The following is an 18,460-nucleotide window of genomic DNA, read 5'->3' as shown; positions in this document are numbered from 1 at the left end:
GGGGCTCAGTGGGAAGCGTTGCGGCGAGATGTATCAGAGTCATGCGTGGCGGGGAATATGTGTGGGAGTGGGGGAGCAGAATGACAGTCGTGTCGGCACACCCGCCTCGCCCTTCGAGGCCGGCGGAGCACCTCAGAATGAGGCTCTGTTGCATGCCGGTTCCGAGGCTTGATCCTGGATGCGATGGCGCGCAGCTTTTGCCCCTAAAAATTGCGGGCATCCGCGCCGCCGTGTTAGCGCGGAATTAAAGAATATCGCCTTTTATTTGTTGCGACGACATCGGACCCCGCCAGCCGATCGCATGATGCACGCGTCAGTCCAAACCTATCCTTGAACCGCGATATTGAAGCAGTCCTTTCTGCAGCAATTGATTTCAAAAGCACCGGGCGCGCGACACGCCCCGTCAATCGGGTGACATTTCCATGCTGAAGCATCTGAAAATCCGCACAAAAATCATCTCGGTCGTGGCGCTGCTCGGGCTGATCACGATGGCCGGGCTGATCTACGTCATCTCCGAGTTCCGCCGTGCGGACGCCGCCTACAGCGCCTTCATCGATCATGAAGCGCAGGCCTCGATGCTGAGCGCGCGCGCCAGCGCATCGGCGGTGGCCTCGGTGCTGCAGGTAACCCTGATTGCCGACATGAAGCCCGATACGCCGGCATTCCAGACGGCGCTCGCCACGCCGAGCAAGCTGCCGCAGGCGCGTGACCGGATGAAGCAGGCGCTGGCGCTGGTGCCCAGCCGCAAGGCGGCGATCGATGAGATCCAGGCCGGCATCGACGAAATCGAAATCCTGGCAAACAAGATCATCGAACAGAGCAAGGCCAAGGACAGCGCCGGCGCGCTTTCGAATGTTGCGCTGATCAATGCCAAGCTCGATGCCCTGACGCCGAAAATGATCGCCAACAATGATGCGATGATGGCGATGCTCAACGACGGCGGCGATGCGCTTTCGGCTTCCGTCAACGGGCGGATCGTCCTCTGCCTCGTGCTGATCGGCATCGCCGTTCTCATTGCCGTCGGCGTCAGCGTGGTCGTCGCCCAGATGGGCATCGCCGGCCCGATGACGCAGCTGCGCCAGCGCATGACGCGGCTTGCCGAAGGCGATACGACAAGCGAAGTCAGCGGCCTCGACCGCCGCGACGAAGTCGGCCAGATGGCAAAGGCCGTCTCGATCTTCCGCGACAACGCGATCGAACGGGCGGAGATCGAGGCGCGCGCCGAAACCGACCGTAATGTCAGCGATGGCGAGCGGCGCGAACGCGAGGCGCAGAAGGCCCGCGAAGCATCCGAACTCGAACGCGCCGTTGCCGCACTCGGCGACGGCCTGCGCCGCCTTGCCGCCGGCGATCTCGCCTCGCATATCGACGAGCCCTTCGTCGCGCATCTCGATGCGCTGCGTGAGGATTTCAACAATTCGGTCGAGAAGCTCAACGAAACCATGCACACGGTTGGCGCCAATGCCCGGGCGATCAGCGCCGGCGCCAACGAGATCCGCTCGTCCGCCGACGAGCTTTCCCACCGGACGGAACAGCAGTCGGCCTCGGTCGAAGAGACGGCAGCGGCGCTCGAAGAGATCACCACGACGGTGCGCGACGCCGCCAAGCGTGCCGAGGAGGCGAGCCAGCTCGTCGCCCGCACCCGCCTCGGCGCCGAGAAATCCGGCGAGGTCGTCCGCAAGGCGGTTTCCGCCATGCAGCAGATCGAGAAATCCTCGGGTGAAATCTCCAACATCATCGGCGTCATCGATGACATCGCCTTCCAGACCAACCTGCTGGCCCTGAACGCCGGCGTCGAAGCGGCGCGCGCCGGCGAAGCCGGCAAGGGCTTTGCCGTCGTCGCCCAGGAAGTGCGTGAACTCGCCCAGCGCTCGGCCAATGCCGCCAAGGAGATCAAGGGGCTGATCACCAATTCCGGCACACATGTGCAGACCGGCGTCTCGCTGGTCGGCGAGACCGGCAAGGCGCTCGATGCGATCGTTGCCGAAGTGCAGGAAATCAACCAGCATGTCCACGCGATCGCCGAAGCCTCCCGCGAACAATCGATCGGGTTGCAGGAGATCAACACCGCCGTCAACACCATGGATCAGGGCACGCAGCAGAATGCGGCGATGGTCGAGGAATCCACCGCCGCCAGCCACAGCCTCGCCACGGAAGCGGCGGCGCTGAACAACCTGCTCGGCCAGTTCAGGCTGACCGGCACAGGCGGCTTCACCGCCAGCGCGCCGATCCCGGCCGCAGCACCGCGCGTGGCCCCGCGCCCGGCAGTCAGGGCAGCCCCGATCCGCGTCGCCAAAGAAGGCACCGCCCGTCCGGCCGCCTCGCCGGCCCGCGCGCTCGGCCAGAAAATCGCCAACGCCTTCGGCGCCGGCAGCAGCACACCATCGTCAAGCCCAGATGCCGACTGGACGGAATTCTGAGCCGGTCAAAACAGGCATTGGCAAGGGCGGCTGCGGCCGCCCTTTCCTTTTAGGTATCGTCTAACCCGGCCGCCAGCCGATCTCGACGAGGATGTTTCCGGGCGCCGTGCAGTAAAACAGCCAGCCGCCGCGCATGGCGGCCGGCGGGCCGGACAGATCAGCACCGGCAGCCGCAAGCCCGGTATGGACCGCATCGACATCCGCCCTCTCGGGCAGAATGAAGCCGATGTGATAGGTCTGGCGCCCCATTTCCACCTGATCGGCGGTGCCGAATTTTGCGATTGCGTGGCTGAGGACGATTTCGAGGCCGGTATCGTCTTCCAGGATCGCCAGGCCGTTCTGACCGCGCATATCCTTAAGCTTCAGACCGAAATGGCGGATGAAGAAATCCGCCGTGGCAGCGACATCGGGAACGTGGAAATCGAGATGGTTCAAGCGCATGACAGTCTCCGTTCGAAAAAAACCCGGGACTGCCTTTTTGCCGTCTCCGCACGCCGCCGGGATCCCGCATCTTGATGCGGATCACGTCGCGGGTTCTCGTGCCATGGCACGGAGCAGAGCTTCCCCAGAGCGTTTAACGCGCCAACGGAAGGGACCGGGCTTACCTCAACCGATCCTGCCTTTTTCGACGATGCCGATCTAGCAGACAGCACCGGTTTCGGCAATGGATGGGTCGGCGCGTCTGGAGGAACGGGATTCTCACCCTATTATCCATAGGTGGACGTCGCGTCCGGCCGCTCGATCACGACGTCCCCCGGGGTGCTTCCCAAAGGATTGAAGAGCGGCATGGGCATTCGTGTCGGGAACTCTCTCCGGCAAGGGGTAGAGTGACACTATTCACGGCATTGGGAGGGATGGACATGAAACCTGCAATCATCGGCCTTGTTGGCACGCTCGTTCTGGCGGGATGCAACACGGTCAGCTACAGCGGACCGGGCCTCGAACCCATCCCCGGAAGCATCACCTATAGCGGCCAGCCGCGCACCAAACTCACCAAATCGCCGGTTGGTTCCGCCTTTCCGCATGATTTCATCGACCAGTACGGCCGGCAGGTGGAGGAAACCTACATCATCCAGCCCGACCGGAGCCTGATCATCGCGCACCGGCAATATAAGCCGATCCGCTTTTTCGGGGATTAGGCTTGGTCGGCGTGGTCTAGATACATCGCCCAGACGGTTTAGAGGCCATGGGTCTGGATCAAGTCCGGGGTGTCTTCGGCAAGCGCGCCGACCGCCGCTTGACGGACTTCGAGTCTGGATTTCAGTCCGAGCCGGATCAACCCGTCAGGGCCAGCCAATCACCGATCGTTTTTCCGTAACGCCGCGTGGAGCGGATGGCCGGAGCCGGCCGCTGTTGGGTTGCCACCGTCCTTCGGATTTCACGCGGGCTCAGCTTGAATTCGTGGATGAAGGCGCGCGTAAAATTGGCGGCGACCTCGAAACCGGCGGCTTCCGCGATTTCTGAAATCGGCCTGTGGTCGGCCGGATTGCTGAGATCCGCATAGGCCTGCAGCAATCGCCGCTTGCGAATATAATTGAGCACGCCTCCGTTCGCCTCAAACAGCTGGTAAAGCCGCGTACGCGATATCCCCAGCGCGCGGCACATCATGTCCGGTGTCAAGTTTTCCGAATGGAGATTGACGTGAATGTAGCGGTGCGCCCGCTCCATCAGTCCCATGTTGGCCTGGTTTTGACCGGTATCAGTCCTTGTGGACGATGCGGCGCCCGCAACGACCATATCGCCGATGGTTTGGATGATCCGGGGCACTTCCTCTATCGTCAGATTGCCGAGGTTCGTTTCGAGGCCCGTGAGATAGCCCGTGAGCAACTCGGCGTGGCTGCCCGAAAAAACCGTGTTGCCGGCGCTCTGGAGAAGGCCCGCATCGCGAGCCAGCAACTCATACGGCAGGAACACGAGCAAAGCTTCGGTATCGGTCATCCGTCCGCGATAGGGGCTGCCGAGAGACATGAAAAAAATCTCGCCAGCACCGGTCTCGGTGACACGACGGTTGACCTCGGTCCAGGCTTGGCCGCTGCGCTGCAGGCCGACGTTCCAATGGTCGATGGGGCTCGATCGAAGCATGGCCTGATCGCGGATATATCTGTGGGCATGCGCACGCTGCTGGACGACGAGGATATCGCCGAGATGCCAGCCGATCTGCTCCGCGAGGAACCCGTCTTCCGGTGATTTTCCCTCCGGCAGATGAACATCCACGAGCGGCGCCATATGTGCCCGCCAGGCCTCGAATTGTTCTGCCGGCGGCAGGTCCTGCGTCGAGAATCGCAGCGGCACGAGTGCAGGGGAGGCATGGAGTGGGCGTTCCTTGCGCATGGCCGGTTCACGCGGCCAGCGCCGCCGCTCCATATGCGCCGGCCGTTCCTGTTCGGCGGCAGCATCATCGTCGGTTTCAGACCCTGTAGCCATCCAATTCCTCCAGCGCATAACCCGACCCGAGCCATGGAAATTGAGAAAAGCAATTGTTTTTGCGGCTGAAATCTCCGCAGAACTACGTCTGAAAAAGCGGAAGTGCTCGAAAAGTATCCTCCATAAGTTGTTTACCATATTCCTTTTCGCTCTGAAATGTACGGAGCGATAATTTCCAGGACGCGAGGATAACGACAATTGCCTCCCTTAGCTGTATCTAAATAAACATCGGTTCTCTCCAGAAGAAAAACCGGATGAATAAAATATTCGCATGATCGAACGACTTAATGTCGCGGTATGTCGAAGTAAAAATCGAAGATTTCACAGCAAAATCTGAAACACGGGAGGTGGTCGTGAACTATCTTGGTAAGATTCGTGCGCGCCCTGTTCTAACTTCGGCTCGTGACGCAAATGATCCATGCGGAACATCTCGTACTCCCAAGAGAATTCTTGTCACCGGTGGCGCAGGTTTCCTCGGATCCCATCTGTGCGAGACGCTTTTGGCGGCCGGACACCAGGTGATCTGCCTCGACAACTTTTCCACCGGCATGCGGCGCAATATCGCCCATCTGAAGGGGGTCGATCGCTTCAACGTCATTGCCCACGATATCGTCCACCCGCTCGATCTGGAAGTCGACGAGATCTATAACCTCGCCTGCCCGGCATCGCCGCCGCATTATCAGGCCGATCCGATCCATACGACAAAGACCTGCGTGCTGGGCTCCCTCAACCTTCTGGAGCTGGCCGCGCGCACCGGCGCACGCATCCTTCAGGCATCCACCTCCGAAGTCTACGGCGACCCGAACGTCCACCCGCAAGTCGAAAGCTACTGGGGCAACGTCAATTCGTTCGGGCCGCGCTCCTGCTATGACGAGGGCAAGCGGTGCGCCGAGACGCTGTTCTTCGACTTCCACAACACGCACGGCGTCGAGATCAAGATCATCCGCATCTTCAACACCTACGGCCCGCGGATGCGTCCGGACGACGGCCGCGTCGTCTCGAATTTCATCGTTCAGGCCCTGACGGGGCAAGACATCACGATCTATGGCGACGGTTCGCAGACCCGCTCGTTCTGTTTCGTCGATGATCTCATCGGCGGCATGGTCCGCATGATGGCCTCGCCGTCGTCGCTGACGGGGCCTGTCAATCTCGGCAATCCGTGCGAATTCACGATCCGGGAGCTGGCCGAGCAGGTGATCGGATTGACCGGCTCGCGGTCGCAAATCATCCATCGCGCTCTGCCGGTTGACGATCCGCGTCAGCGTCGCCCCGATATTTCGCTTGCCATGCAGGAACTCGACTGGCGGCCGAAGATCGAGCTGTCGAGCGGCCTGCGTCAGACGATCGACTATTTCGATGGCCTTCTCACCCGTCCGGCACGCGAACTGGAGGCGGTCTGATGGATGCGCCCCGGGTCCTTGTCACGGGCGGTGCCGGCTATATCGGCAGCCACACCGCCAAGCTCCTCCGCTCGGAGGGGATTGAGCCTGTCGTCTACGACAATCTCACGACCGGAAACCGTTCCTCCGTGCGCTGGGGGCCTTTTGTCGAAGGTGACGTCCTCGACTCGTCATGCCTGATCGAGGTCATCGAGAAATATGCTCCCGATGCCGTCATCCACTTTGCCGCCTCGGCCTACGTGGGCGAGTCCGTGCAAAACCCAGCGAAATATTACAACAACAATGTCGGCGGTGCGTTGTCGCTTATCGATGCCTGCCGGCAGACCGGGCTTCGGAACGTCATCTTCTCATCGAGTTGTGCCGTCTACGGCGTCCCCTCGGTGCTGCCGATCGATGAGACGTTGCCGAAGGCTCCGATCAATCCCTACGGCAAGACCAAGCTTATCGGCGAGCATATGCTCGCCGATTATGCGGCGGCCTACGGCCTGCGGTATGTTGCCCTGCGTTACTTCAATGCCTGTGGCGCCGATCCGGACGGCGATCTTGGCGAATGGCACGTTCCGGAAACTCATCTCATTCCGCGGGCGCTGCTGGCCGCGGCCGGCCGGATTCCGCATCTTGAGATATTCGGCGATGATTACGATACTCCCGACGGGACCTGCATAAGGGACTATATTCACGTCGCAGATCTCGCGCGCGCCCACGTTCAGGCCTTCACCCATCTCGCCAAAGGCGGAGCAAACCTCGCTGTCAACCTCGGCACCGGGCGGGGTTTTTCCATCAGGGAAGTCCTGCGCGTGATCCAGGAAACGACCGGATGCGCAGTCCCGGTCGTCATCCATCCACGCCGGCCGGGCGATCCACCCAGCCTCTACGCCGACGCCAGCCTGGCCCGCGAGACGCTCCGCTTCCAGCCTCGTTATTCCGACCTCCAAACCATCGTGCGGACGGCGGCTCCGTTCTTCGGACTGGAGGCGCGCGCGTGACCGAACTTGCGATTACCCAAGCGACGCATGCTCCGGAACTCTCCCACGAGCCGCTTCTTGTCCCGGTTCTGAGCGGACATCGGCGGGCCGAATATCTGTTCTCGGCGGCCGTATGGCTCTGCGCCTTCGCCTATTTCTGGATCTGGTGGCTGGAGCCGCGCCATCACGTCGATGCTTTCGGGACAATTACGGTGAGCGTCGTTCTTGCCTGGGTGACCGCGCTGCCGGCCTATTTCATCGTCGTGTTCTATCGGGCGGCAAGACCGAACGGCCCCTTGCGCCTGCCGGCGGGCAGCCGCGTGGCCATGGTCGTGACCAAGGCGCCAGCGGAACCCTTCTCGGTCGTCAGTGAAACCCTGCTGGCAATGCTTGCCCAGGAAGTGGAACACGACACCTGGCTTGCCGACGAAGACCCTTCCCCCGAGACTCTCGACTGGTGCTCCAGGCACGGGGTCTTCGTCTCGACCCGCAAGGGGCGATCCGATTATCATCGGACGTCGTGGCCCCGACGCACGCGGTGCAAGGAGGGCAACCTCGCCTTCTTCTACGACCACTACGGCTACAGCCGCTACGATTTCGTGGCGCAACTCGATGCGGATCATGTTCCCGCGCCCGACTATCTCTTCCACATGCTGCGTCCGTTCGCCGATCCAAAAGTCGGCTATGTCTCGGCCCCCAGCATTTGCGACAAGAACGCTTCCGAAAGCTGGTCGGCACGTGGAAGGCTCTATGCCGAGGCCAGCATGCATGGCTCGCTCCAAGCCGGTTACAATGGCGGCCTGGCGCCGCTGTGCATAGGCTCGCACTACGCGGTGCGTACCGTCGCCCTCAAACAGATCGGCGGCCTCGGTCCGGAGTTGGCTGAAGACCATTCGACGACATTGATGATGAATGCCGGCGGCTGGCGGGGTGTGCATGCGCTGGATGCCATCGCCCATGGTGACGGCCCCAGAACCTTCAGCGATCTCGTGACGCAGGAATTCCAGTGGTCGCGCAGCCTGGTCATGGTGCTGTTGCGGTACTCGCCGAGCCTGGTCGGCCGGCTGCCGCGGCGGCTCCAGTTCCAGTTCCTCTTTTCGCAACTCTGGTATCCGCTTTTTGCGTTCTTCATGTTGCTCATGTTTGCGCTGCCGATCATCGCGCTCGTGCGCGGCCAGAACTTCGTGACGGTGACCTACCCCGATTTCCTGGCGCATTTCGCACCGCTTTCCATCGCTCTGGTGGTGATGGCTTATCGCTGGCGCGCCAGCAACTCGTTCCGCCCCTACGACGCCAAGATCCTGAGCTGGGAATGCATGCTCTTTCTCTTCGCGCGCTGGCCCTGGGCGCTCGCCGGCACGCTGGCTGCGGTGCACGATTTTGTGACAGGCTCCTTCGTCGATTTCCGCGTCACGCCGAAAGGGCGGTCCGAAGTCGATCTGCTGCCGGTGCGTGTCCTGGCGCCCTACGCTTTGCTGGCGCTCATGGCGGTATTGCCCGCCCTGGCAATCGACGATGCCGGCGCCTCCAAGGGGGGTTACTTCTTCACCGTCCTGAACGCGGCAATCTACTGCGCGCTGCTGTTGGTCATCGTCGGGCGCCATTCGAAGGAAAATACGGTTGCGGCGGCCCCGCGTTTCTATCGTCCGGCGATGGCGACCGCGCTTGTTGCGCTCGTCGCGCTGCCGGGAGCTGCCACCATCATGCGCGGAAAGGATGCGACCGAGGCACTCGCCTGGGGCAGCGGCCGCCTTCAGCTGTTCGAAGAGCGCTATGCCGTCTCCGGTGCAGGCCGGGGCGGGACCGCGCTGCGCACGATCTTTTTCAAACCACGATGGATTTCCGATCCGGAGGAGATCCAACTGAGAACCGATGCCGCTCACCCGGACGTGCGGCCGAGCGTGGAGGAACTACACAATGCATAGCCCATCCAAAATAGCCCTGTTGTCGTTAACCGGCCTGTTGCTATCGGGAGTCGCGGTGCTGCCGACCGCTCTGGGCAGTTCTGCCGAAGGGCAGTCGCTTGCCATGACGACATCGTCCATCGCGCCGCCGACCAAAATGCCGGTCGTCACGAAGGAGTCGATCACGTTCGGCGCCTATGATCCGCACGGAGATTTGGGCGCCTCGCCCGATTCGAAGATCGAACACCTCTTCCTGCCCTGGGAAGATGTCGATCTGCGCACGCTCGTCCTCGCCGACAATTATGCGCAAGCGCGTGGCCGCACCCTGCTGATCTCGGTCGAGCCCTGGACCTGGTCACGCGATTGGCGCCAGACCTCGCAGGAACTGCTGCACAGCATCCTGGACGGTTCGCGCGATGCGAACATGGCCGCCGTCTGCTCGACCGCTGCCACGCTGAAAAGTCCGGTCATCATTCGCTGGGGACAGGAAATGGACGAAACCGACAGCCAGTTCTCCTGGTCGCATTGGCAGGGCGCCGATTATGCCAAGGCCTATCGCCGGATGGTGGAGGTCTGCAAGGTCCACCTGAAGACGGCCAAATACATGTGGTCACCGAAGGGCAATGAGGGGCTTCAGGCCTTTTATCCCGGCAGTGATGTCGTCGATATCATCGGCCTCTCGGTCTTTGGCCTGGAGCAATACGACAGGGACAAGACTGGCCGTGACCAGACGTTTGCCGAGCACCTTGCGCCCGGATACGCCCGTGTCGCGGGTTACGGCAAGCCCATCATGGTTGCCGAACTCGGCTACGAAGGCGACGATTCCTTCGTGCGAAACTGGGCCGAGAGCGTAACGAAACGCTATCCGCAGTTCCCGGCCCTCAGCGCCGTCATCTACTTCAACGACCGTGAAGTCTATCCGTGGCCGGACGGTTATGGCCGCCCCGACTGGCGGCTCGTCCGCGAAAGCATCAATTGAACAGAAGGAACCTGAACATGTCCATGCTTCAAAAAATGTTCCTGGCCGTCGCCCTGACCAGCGGTATCGCTACGGCTGCGTCCGCTGCCGCAACCAATGAGCCTGCGGGGATCGAGACGGCAAAGCCGATGAGCAGCGCGGAAATCTATCAGCTCTACAACCAGAATTCCTGGATGTGGAAAGCCGGCGCCGGCTACTTCTCCGCGAAGGCGCGTCGCTTTACCGCCTGGTCGCGGGAAAATGGCTCGCCATCCTTCGGCATGGGCCGCTGGTTCGTCACGGAGTCGGGCAAACTCTGCTTCAACGCCGACTGGCACGCCAAGACCGGAACGGCGACGGCAATCACCTGCTTCAGCCACCGCAAGAAGGGCGGCCTGATCTATCAGAAACGCGAACCGGACGGTCAATGGTACGTGTTCAAGAGCAGACAGCCACAAGCCACCGACGAATTCGCAAAGCTTCGCCACGGCGACTACGTGAGGTCTCAATTGGGGAGAATTGAGACGAGCGTCAGTAAGACCAAATAAAGGCGAAGCTAGGGGTTGCGCGCGGCCGAGGCGCCATCTGTTTCCTTGTAGGAGCCGGTGCCTGCGCGCAACCCTTTTCATAAAAGATCGCAAAGCGCCTTCAAAAGGCGGCGAACGGCCTGAGGGTGAGTGGAGCGGGTGAAGGGAATCACAACACCAAATTATCATATTGAAATCACGAGATTTTATGTTTTGTAGATTCATAATACCGTTAATTATACCGAAACGCAGCAACCCTTGCCAAATCTCATTTCAAGCGATTGATTATCGTGGCTCTTTGATAGCGAATACTTAGTGAGGAATCCTCACGTCCTGTAATCAAAGTAACATAGGTTCGCCGTTGCGATACAAGTGCCTCACCTTTGCAAAGCGGCCGACCAGACAATAGGGGCAGCGATCGAGACATGACAAATGAACGTAGTCCAGGTGAGTTGTACTGGGAAGCACACGTTGGGCGGAGCACCGCCGAAACACTCTCACTGATGGAAGCGGCAGCTATCGACATCCTAAAAAGAGAACATGCACGCGCAGAACCAGATGTCCACAAGTTCCTTTTCGATGACAAGAAGATGGAGCATTTCCGCTATCTCATCTGGGGATGCTTCGATCGATACATTAATGAAAAATATCGAAAATCTATAAAAGTAAAAACCAACAAATTTAAGACACGTAATAAATTCTCAAGGATCATCTCAACCCTCAGAGCTCTAGATGACAAAGATATAAAGGCACTAAATAATGAATATATAGACAAAGATCCAAATTTCTACAAAAACAGGATAATTTCACCCCTGAAAGATGCCGAAAATTTCTTCAATACTCGGGCAAGATCACGCCCGGGCAGACGCCCCCACACTGAGCTTGAAATTCCTCTCGATGTCTTGATGACCGCGCTTGAGTACGCGCTTGGGAGGAAGTTTCGTAGAAATTATAAGATAGCAAAGGGCAAAAACGATTTCGTCCATTCCGATGCGAAGCTTCTCGCAGTCACCTTGAAAAAAATGGACCCCGGAATAACAACCGAAATGGTCAAGACTGTGCTGAAGAACTACCCTGCTCGGAACCCCCGAAACGCGAAAATACCCAGAACCGCTCGCTGAAAATCGGGGCGAATTTCGGGGATCTATTCTGGTCGCTTTCGGAACGAAAATGCACACTATCGGTGATGTCTTTTAACCCGAAAGGAGACATCATTAAATGAAACCTCAATCAACACCGGTGGCGATGTTGCCCGAAGTCGGCTTGCTGCGCTTGTCCGAAGTGCTCCGATACATCCCAGTATCACGCTCCACGATTTACTCGAAAATTAAGGCGGGCACGTGGCCCGCACCAGTTCGCGTTTCAGAACGCGTAGTCGCATGGAAATCGAGCGACATCCGCGACCTTCTCGAGCGCTTCGAAAAGGGGGACGCGTTGTGAAAAAGCGAACGCATGCTAACAAGCACATGCCGAAGAAACCCGTGGGCAAACTCGTGGTTGGTGGCTTCAAGAAAGGCAAAAGCGCTCAAGCGCTCCCCAGTGCCATCCGACCAATAAATTCGTCTAATCCGAAAATTTTGCGGATACTCGATGCCCGTGTTCACCTTCAGAAGGAAAAGCGCGCCCATCGCAAATTCATCTGGAAAACAATCGCGGAGGCCTGCACCCTCGGCAACGAGCTGAAGAAGGACGAAGAAGCTTGGCGCGAATTCTGCGCTTTGGATTGGGGCAAGCTGAAGGGACCCAAAGTTCATCAACACGATCAGGCGATCCGTTTCGCGATGAAGTTCATTTTTGCGAAAGGCAAGAAGGGCGAAAAGCGAGCCAGTTTCTACTATAACGCCGTGGTGGGGCTCGTCGAAAAGGGTCTTCATGGCAAGTATCTGGTCAAGGCAATCGAGAAGGCTGGAGGGCTGAGGAAGCTGCAAAGCCAGAAGCCGGCTAAAAACGAGGCTCCAACGAAGCCTCTAGGCGTCTACGACGATAACGCAATCGCTAACCCTGTCGATGAACGTCCTGCCGGCGCCAATAGCAATCATGATTTGTCTGAAGACGAGGACGACGACGATATGAGCAACCGGTTCCGGGAGCTAGTCGACGAAGGGGAAGGCCACGATAACGACGAGGACACGGCGTGGCATAAGCAGGCCGATTCTTCGGTTGATATGCCATTTAACCTCATATTTCCGAAGCGTCCATCAGACCTGACGAGCGCCAAGTTGCCAGTCAGAGTGATTATCAAAGGGCGCGTAGTGAGCTTCGGCAAGTCTTCTATTTTCAAGGTCGATCGTTATAAGGTGAAGAAGCCGACAATCTGACGCCAGCTACCTTCATACGACTTGAAAAGTTATGCCCGGCCGGAACGGCTGGGCATTTCGCCATGCGTCTTCGGCATTATTGCTATTGCATCGTTGCCAATCCTCCGTCGATCGAGCTGCTTGAAGGCGTATCCGATAGCCTTGCGCTCGGTTGTCTCAATAGCAACTGCATGAACGCGCATGATCGGTTTTGACTTTCCGGCATATTTGCCCTGCTTTTCCGCAATATATTTGTCGAGTGATGTCCACATGCGAGAGCGTGGCGGCATAAGAAATATCCCGTGCCAGTGCTTTCCTGCATTCAGGACGCTCTCTTCTAGGGTCATTTTCAAATGACTACGCACAGGCCAATCCGGCGCGGCGATCAATCTCGGGTACTCCGTGTAGATATCGGCTTTGCGCGGATCTCTCACGATACGTGTCAAAAGCTTGCTGAAGACATCCTCTATCAGATTGATCATCCGAGCTGTTGTCCGCCCTTCAGTTCCTTGCATCTGGTTGAACATAAACGTCAGCAAATATGGTTCGTATCCAGCGTTTATCGCTGTCATGGTCCATTCTATCCAAGCGTCTAGGTATTCGCCCTTGGTTGGCATAGGCTGCTCCTCAGTGGTGTGTGGATCTAGCTGTCAGCGTGTCTGTTCGATCTGCTTCATTGACCTTGTCGTCCCACTTGCGGGGCTATGCAGGCATGGCTCGCCCATATGCCTTGCCGTCATCCGACAAGGACATTCCAAGACTCGAAGCTCGTGTTTGGGTCCGGTGGCCATTCCTACCTTGCCCCTCATCACGATATGCCTGCACAACTAATTCGCATCGACGGCGAGCGTTTTGATACCGAGCAAAGTCGGTCTTGCTCTGCACGACTGCTCGGATCTGCTGACGAGTTCGCAGATTAATTGGCATCGCCAACTTAGTGCTTTACCGACATCCACGTTCGTCCTGACCGCCCTCAAAACCGGCTCCGCGTCAGGGACGTTTTCAACGCTCGGAGTAATCCCTCCTCAGCGCGGCAAAAACGGTCCACAGTTGACATTTCGACATTTTATCTTTATAAATCAATACGTTGAATGTTGACGCACAGCCGCTCGGCTTGCACCCCACCTCACCTAAACGCCCCTTGAGGGTACTGTCATTTTTGGAGAACCAGATGAATATGTCTGCGTCGACTGCTACCGCTCGCGCGTCGCTAGCTTATCCTGTCATCATCCTCGGCCGTGACGACAGCGGTAAAGCCCACGCCTCATTCTTCCCGGCCACAGACGCCCAGCCGGCCTCGCGTGCAGCAAGCCTGATGGGCATGTTTTCGCTCAGGGCTGACAATGATGCTGTGCGCTCCCTGTTGCCGAAACTGCCGAAGGGAAAGCTGTTTGACAGCGGGAAGGCCTTCGTGCCCTTCGTGAAGCAGGACCTCTACAAGCAGATTGCCGCCCATTTGCCTGAGGCCGACCGCGTTAAGGCAGAAATAGTCCGAGCGGCACCTGCTGACGTTTCACAACAGGGGCACGCAGCAACGCCGAGCAACGTGCCGGACGACTGGTCGAAGATCCTCGTCGGCAGTTTGGTGCTCGCCACCGACGATCCGCTCGAAGGCTGGTTTGAAGCGACCGTCATTGAGCTGAAGCCGGACAATGTCTTGCGCCTGCAGTGGAGACATTACCTCGACCTGCCCCCTTTTAACCGCAAGATCGAAGACGTGGCGCTGCTGCATCCCAGCATGAAGCTGTGAGGCGGATAGATGCGGAGCCTCGCCATGACCTTGGCAAATCATCAACAGGAGGCCGTCGACAAGGCGGCCACCATCCGAACCCTCAACGACGCCTTCAGGCGCAATCCGACCGCCGGTAGGGTTGTCATCACCCGCGGGGTGAGCGCTCTACCCCATGACCAACGATTGGCCCTGCTGATGACCGTCGTCGGCTTTGACGACTTCAACGCCGGCAACGATCCTTACAACGAACACGACTTCGGCGCGATTGAACAGGATGGAGTCAGCTATTTCTGGAAGATCGACTATTACGACCAGGATTTCGATATGGGGTCACCGGACCCCGCCAATCCGCATGTCACGCGTCGCGTTCTCACCATCATGCGGGCGGACGAATACTGATGGCCGATCTCGCTATATCATCGACCGGGCTTTCGCCCGGCAGGCAGCGTACTCGGCGGCGCTTCACCCTCATTTGGGGTCGCAAAGAGCTCGGCGATATCGATGGCCAGTGCTGCCGCGATGCGATCGAGGAGATCGATCGACGCGTTGAAGTCACCTCGCTCGATTCCGCTGATGGTCGTGCGGTCGACCCCTGCGTCTACGGCAAGGTTTTCCTGCGTCACCTTTTTGTCGGCGCGCACCTTCCGAAGATTCCAGGCAAGTCGTTGACGAGTATCCATGATCGCATGGCGACCATCTTGAAGGCTTGTAATCCATCGGATATATCCAACATATTTCAATTCATGCGCGAGCTTCGCGCTGCTGGGGGCAATCAATGAAAATAGCAGTCGGAATTATTGGCCTGTTCTTGGGCCTGCTGGTGCTGATGCAATCATGCGCCGTGACAGCGGGCAGCGGTCTGCTGCAGGACAAAGCGACCGGAGGCGCCGGCGCCATCGGTATGCTGGTTGGCTTGCTGTTCTTCATCGCAGGGGCGTTCTCGTTCGCCTTGCCGCTCGTCGGCGCGATCATGTTCGCACTCGCCGCTGCCTTTGCGTTTATCGCATCGACGTCGGGCAGCTTTTCCGACATTACGATCTGGGGCTTTATTGCCTTGGTGCTGGCCGTGATGAGTTTTTTCACGTGGCGTTCGTCAAAACGGAAGAAGCTCGATGCGTCTGTTTGATCACCTAAAGCCTTTTGCCATCAGCCTATCGGCTTTCCTTGCCGTGACAGGCGGCGCGGCAGCGAGCGATACGAGCTACTATAGCGGCAAGCCTTGGGAGATCGTTTTGCATGTGCCCGACGCACAAAACGAACGCCCCTATTGCGCATTTCGAACATCGTTGTGGGAGACGAGGTCAATTTCCATCGAAAAGATGATTGGAGCCGGCGATGAGGTAGCCATTGCTCTTCGTATCCGAAAAGACACTTGGCAACTTCCAGACAATCAAACAACGACAGTCGCCGCCGACACCTTGATGGGAATGGTCGAGGTTCCAATGAAGGCGATCGGCAAGCAAGAACTCTATTCGGGCGTGCCCACTGTGCCTGTTCTTCTATATAATGCTGTAATCGGCGCGATGCTCGATTCCGTGTTGGCGGCGCGGCAACCTCAGCCGCTACCCATCAAATTCAGTGGTAACGAACCGCTATGGACCGTCCCAGCGCTGGACCGGTTCCAGGCTTTCGAAATGAATGACGCGTTCAAACGTTGTGACCTCGACCTCCGGGGTTTGCAATCCAAAACCGAACAGGACGGCAGCAGCCAGGAAGTCACCTCACCTTTCGGTGCTGCCTCACCAGCGGGCCAGCCTCCGGCTCAACCTTCCGCCGGCTCTCAGCCTCTGGCTGCCCCCTCGGATTGGGAGTTCTATACCCGTGACGAGGATTGGGGTCCCACCTGCTTTGCCCAAACCCATCGTGGAATTGTGATGGTGGGCTTTATGGGCTCGCCGGGCAAGGATGATCTCGTCGGTTTTGTCAGCAGCTTGTTCAGCGGCGATACCAGAGCGACATGGCATGTAGACGACAAGCCTGCCTATGTCTCAGACGGAGGCGAGAGCGATTATTTCGGCTGGCACGAATTTGGTCAGTTGCCGATGGAGTTGCTGGATCAAATGTCGCAAGGCAAGGAAATGTCCGTGACTGGCGCAAAAGGTGAGCGGGTTGTTATGGACCTTTCAGGGGCTGCCGAGGCGATGTCGAAATTCAAGGCATGCTTCAACAAGTTTGGGGCCGCTTCCGCTCGTTGATCAACTGCAATCGTTGCTAGCGTTGCTGCGTAGCGTCTAGGAACATTTCATTGTACCGTTCGGCGGATTGGCCTTAATACCAACGAAAACCATGTCGCCATAGGGCGTTTTATTGGCCCACTCAACGAATTCAGCGCTGTGGTACGTCGTTCTCGACGCCGCGATCATCAGGTTTGATGCGTCAATAAGATTCCTAACGGTCACCTTATACTTGCATTGCCAATAGATATGGTCGCGGATCCCACTTAAATAGCTGACTACCTGAAGCTGCTCACTGGAGTTTTTCGCTCCAAAAGCGTGAAGATAGTAACCGACGGTCATGATTGGCATGTCGTCATCGGCGTTCACGGCGCTGGCGCTCATAAAGAGCGCAAGTATCAGTCCTGACAACCTCATCCCCGTTCCCCTCTTGCCGCACATACCTTGAGCTACGCTTTTAATCGGAGCAAGTGAATTGACGACGGGCGGCAGGCCAGCGACTTGACCACGGGGTGGTGGAGGTAGCGCTAAATAAAATCCGCGATCCGGTTATCGATTCGCCTTCTGAGGACTATAATAAAGGCCTCATTCTTTTTGAGGCACCAATCCTTGAAAGGAAGTCGAATGTTGAAATCAATCAGTATCGAGCGAAACGGCAAAACTCTCACGCGCACCATTGTCGACGTTGCCGATGATGAGGCTGAATACAAAAAGGCCATAGGGGAAGCGGTGGTCGATTTCATTAAAAAGTACCCCCACGTGCCCGTCTTTGAGTTGCACGCAACAATATCTGAGGAGAGATGGTCGGACTGACACGTCGCAAGGGGCCGGAAGGTGCGCGAGCCCTATTCGTGTCCGTCATGCGAGAGCCTGAGCCCCTTGCCGCCGTGAGACCGTCGCCGTCGCTCAAGACGCGATAGTTCACGGCAAGCGGTGGGTACGCCACCCGGCAGTGAGTGCGAGGCGGGCTCTCGCATTCACTGTGGGTGGTGCTACTGAACATCGAAATGTACCACAATGTCGGATCACAGCAGGGCGCCTCTCCTCTCGACAGAACACCCCCTGTGGCAGCGCGACGGTCAATCGCACCAGTCGTTTCGCTGCTTCGGTGTCCATGTCCTGGCGAAGCCCTCCTGCAGCAGCTTGTTGCCGATTTCTTCACCGTTCATCCGGTAGATGTTGATGAGCGGCCGGTGTGTTGGTGTCTTGTCCACCGCTCCGCTGAACATCACCTTTAAGCCTCTTTCAGCCAGCAGCTCTTTCAGCCGCCCTTTGGCGATCAACGCCAGCTTCCGTTCCTTGCTGCACTTCGCGTGCGATCCGATCTCCGGCGTATCGATGCCCGAGACGAACGGGACACCTTCCCCCAGCAACCGCATGTTCTGCCCGTCGCATTTCACCGTGTCGCCGTCGACTACGGTCAGCGATGCGCAGATAATCAGTCCAGCGATCATTGAATGGCACTTCCATACTCGTCCGCCTCGAGCTTCCGCTTGAGCGCCTGTTCCTGCTCGTATGACTTATGCGGGAAATGCTCGAAGCACCACCAGCGGGTCGCCACAGCCGGGGATGGACTGTTGCCCCAGCCTCCCCACTCTGTGCATCCCTCTTCCTCGCAATAGTGGACATACATTTGCGGCGCGTTCGTCAGCGCCGGTT

The 18,460-nt window shown here is 58.3% G+C and carries 22 protein-coding genes; 15 read left to right on the top strand and 7 right to left on the bottom strand.

Annotation, left to right across the window (positions count from 1 at the left end; genetic code table 11):
- Positions 1–422: 422 nt before the first annotated feature.
- Positions 423–2,420, top strand: a complete 1,998-nt coding sequence (locus tag FHT79_RS17190; protein WP_025570274.1) for a methyl-accepting chemotaxis protein — start codon at positions 423–425, stop codon at positions 2,418–2,420.
- A gap of 60 nt (positions 2,421–2,480) precedes the next feature.
- Here the strand turns inward: FHT79_RS17190 and FHT79_RS17185 are convergent, their stop codons facing one another.
- On the bottom strand, positions 2,481–2,861 hold the full coding sequence (locus FHT79_RS17185) for a VOC family protein (protein WP_025570273.1): 381 nt from the start codon (positions 2,859–2,861) through the stop codon (positions 2,481–2,483).
- Between the two features lie 419 nt (positions 2,862–3,280).
- Between FHT79_RS17185 and FHT79_RS17180 the strand changes: the two genes are divergently transcribed.
- Complete coding sequence (locus FHT79_RS17180) at positions 3,281–3,559, top strand: hypothetical protein (protein WP_003556229.1); 279 nt, start codon at positions 3,281–3,283, stop codon at positions 3,557–3,559.
- A gap of 136 nt (positions 3,560–3,695) precedes the next feature.
- On the opposite strand, the gene FHT79_RS17175 is transcribed toward FHT79_RS17180, so the two are convergent.
- Positions 3,696–4,844 (bottom strand): AraC family transcriptional regulator, encoded by a 1,149-nt coding sequence (locus tag FHT79_RS17175; protein ID WP_183903791.1) that lies wholly within the window; start codon positions 4,842–4,844, stop codon positions 3,696–3,698.
- Positions 4,845–5,197: 353 nt separating this feature from the next.
- On the opposite strand from FHT79_RS17175, the gene FHT79_RS17170 reads away from it, so the two are divergent.
- The 8 genes from FHT79_RS17170 (at position 5,198) to FHT79_RS17135 (ending at position 12,916) form a co-directional block, all read left to right on the top strand.
- On the top strand, positions 5,198–6,244 hold the full coding sequence (locus tag FHT79_RS17170; RefSeq protein WP_183903767.1) for a UDP-glucuronic acid decarboxylase family protein: 1,047 nt from the start codon (positions 5,198–5,200) through the stop codon (positions 6,242–6,244).
- Positions 6,244–7,230, top strand: coding sequence for a UDP-glucose 4-epimerase GalE (galE, locus tag FHT79_RS17165; protein WP_047617040.1), 987 nt, complete (start codon positions 6,244–6,246; stop codon positions 7,228–7,230). Before FHT79_RS17170 ends, galE begins: the two co-directional genes overlap by 1 nt.
- Positions 7,227–9,134, top strand: a complete 1,908-nt coding sequence (locus FHT79_RS17160; protein ID WP_183844907.1) for a glycosyltransferase family 2 protein — start codon at positions 7,227–7,229, stop codon at positions 9,132–9,134. The genes galE and FHT79_RS17160 overlap by 4 nt, the downstream gene beginning before the upstream one ends.
- A 19-nt stretch (positions 9,135–9,153) precedes the next feature.
- Positions 9,154–10,092, top strand: a complete 939-nt coding sequence (locus tag FHT79_RS17155; RefSeq protein ID WP_183844917.1) for a glycosyl hydrolase — start codon at positions 9,154–9,156, stop codon at positions 10,090–10,092.
- A gap of 17 nt (positions 10,093–10,109) precedes the next feature.
- Positions 10,110–10,619, top strand: coding sequence for a DUF995 domain-containing protein (locus FHT79_RS17150; RefSeq protein WP_183903766.1), 510 nt, complete (start codon positions 10,110–10,112; stop codon positions 10,617–10,619).
- 404 nt (positions 10,620–11,023) lie between these two features.
- A complete protein-coding gene (locus FHT79_RS17145; protein WP_183903765.1) occupies positions 11,024–11,719 on the top strand; it encodes a hypothetical protein in 696 nt (231 codons plus the stop codon).
- A gap of 97 nt (positions 11,720–11,816) precedes the next feature.
- Positions 11,817–12,038 carry an AlpA family phage regulatory protein gene (locus FHT79_RS17140; RefSeq protein ID WP_183903764.1) on the top strand — a complete coding sequence of 74 codons (222 nt, stop codon included), beginning with the start codon at positions 11,817–11,819 and terminating at the stop codon, positions 12,036–12,038.
- 41 nt (positions 12,039–12,079) lie between these two features.
- Complete coding sequence (locus FHT79_RS17135) at positions 12,080–12,916, top strand: hypothetical protein (RefSeq protein WP_183903763.1); 837 nt, start codon at positions 12,080–12,082, stop codon at positions 12,914–12,916.
- A gap of 29 nt (positions 12,917–12,945) precedes the next feature.
- Here the strand turns inward: FHT79_RS17135 and FHT79_RS17130 are convergent, their stop codons facing one another.
- Entirely contained in the window at positions 12,946–13,512 is a 567-nt protein-coding gene (locus tag FHT79_RS17130; RefSeq protein ID WP_183903762.1) for a hypothetical protein, read from the bottom strand.
- A gap of 554 nt (positions 13,513–14,066) precedes the next feature.
- Between FHT79_RS17130 and FHT79_RS17125 the strand changes: the two genes are divergently transcribed.
- Positions 14,067–14,645: a hypothetical protein gene (locus FHT79_RS17125; RefSeq protein WP_183903761.1), complete on the top strand. Its 579-nt coding sequence runs from the start codon at positions 14,067–14,069 to the stop codon at positions 14,643–14,645.
- Between the two features lie 24 nt (positions 14,646–14,669).
- Positions 14,670–15,026, top strand: a complete 357-nt coding sequence (locus FHT79_RS17120; RefSeq protein WP_245488186.1) for a DUF3768 domain-containing protein — start codon at positions 14,670–14,672, stop codon at positions 15,024–15,026.
- Positions 15,027–15,043: 17 nt separating this feature from the next.
- On the opposite strand, the gene FHT79_RS17115 is transcribed toward FHT79_RS17120, so the two are convergent.
- A complete protein-coding gene (locus tag FHT79_RS17115) occupies positions 15,044–15,307 on the bottom strand; it encodes a helix-turn-helix transcriptional regulator (RefSeq protein ID WP_130705460.1) in 264 nt (87 codons plus the stop codon).
- A 95-nt stretch (positions 15,308–15,402) separates the two neighbouring features.
- Between FHT79_RS17115 and FHT79_RS17110 the strand changes: the two genes are divergently transcribed.
- Complete coding sequence (locus FHT79_RS17110; RefSeq protein WP_130705335.1) at positions 15,403–15,753, top strand: hypothetical protein; 351 nt, start codon at positions 15,403–15,405, stop codon at positions 15,751–15,753.
- The gene (locus FHT79_RS17105) at positions 15,740–16,822 is read left to right on the top strand and encodes a hypothetical protein (RefSeq protein ID WP_130705334.1); all 1,083 of its coding nucleotides are present in this window, start codon (positions 15,740–15,742) and stop codon (positions 16,820–16,822) included. The genes FHT79_RS17110 and FHT79_RS17105 overlap by 14 nt, the downstream gene beginning before the upstream one ends.
- 36 nt (positions 16,823–16,858) lie before the next feature.
- Here the strand turns inward: FHT79_RS17105 and FHT79_RS17100 are convergent, their stop codons facing one another.
- Positions 16,859–17,212, bottom strand: coding sequence for a hypothetical protein (locus FHT79_RS17100; RefSeq protein WP_183903760.1), 354 nt, complete (start codon positions 17,210–17,212; stop codon positions 16,859–16,861).
- Positions 17,213–17,425: 213 nt separating this feature from the next.
- Here FHT79_RS17100 and FHT79_RS17095 point away from each other — a divergent pair, with 213 nt between their 5' ends.
- Positions 17,426–17,614, top strand: a complete 189-nt coding sequence (locus FHT79_RS17095; protein ID WP_130705332.1) for a hypothetical protein — start codon at positions 17,426–17,428, stop codon at positions 17,612–17,614.
- A 266-nt stretch (positions 17,615–17,880) separates the two neighbouring features.
- Here FHT79_RS17095 and FHT79_RS17090 read toward each other — a convergent pair whose 3' ends face one another.
- Together FHT79_RS17090 and FHT79_RS17085 are read right to left on the bottom strand one after the other, a co-directional pair.
- Complete coding sequence (locus tag FHT79_RS17090) at positions 17,881–18,255, bottom strand: thermonuclease family protein (RefSeq protein WP_130705331.1); 375 nt, start codon at positions 18,253–18,255, stop codon at positions 17,881–17,883.
- Complete coding sequence (locus FHT79_RS17085; RefSeq protein WP_245488203.1) at positions 18,252–18,434, bottom strand: hypothetical protein; 183 nt, start codon at positions 18,432–18,434, stop codon at positions 18,252–18,254. Before FHT79_RS17085 ends, FHT79_RS17090 begins: the two co-directional genes overlap by 4 nt.
- Between the last annotated feature and the right edge of the window lie 26 nt (positions 18,435–18,460).

It is taken from the genome of Rhizobium sp. BK212, from assembly GCF_014197475.1.
GTDB lineage: Bacteria > Pseudomonadota > Alphaproteobacteria > Rhizobiales > Rhizobiaceae > Rhizobium > Rhizobium anhuiense.
The sequence above is the reverse complement of the archived record's forward strand: the minus strand, read 5'-3'. Positions and strand labels throughout refer to the sequence as shown.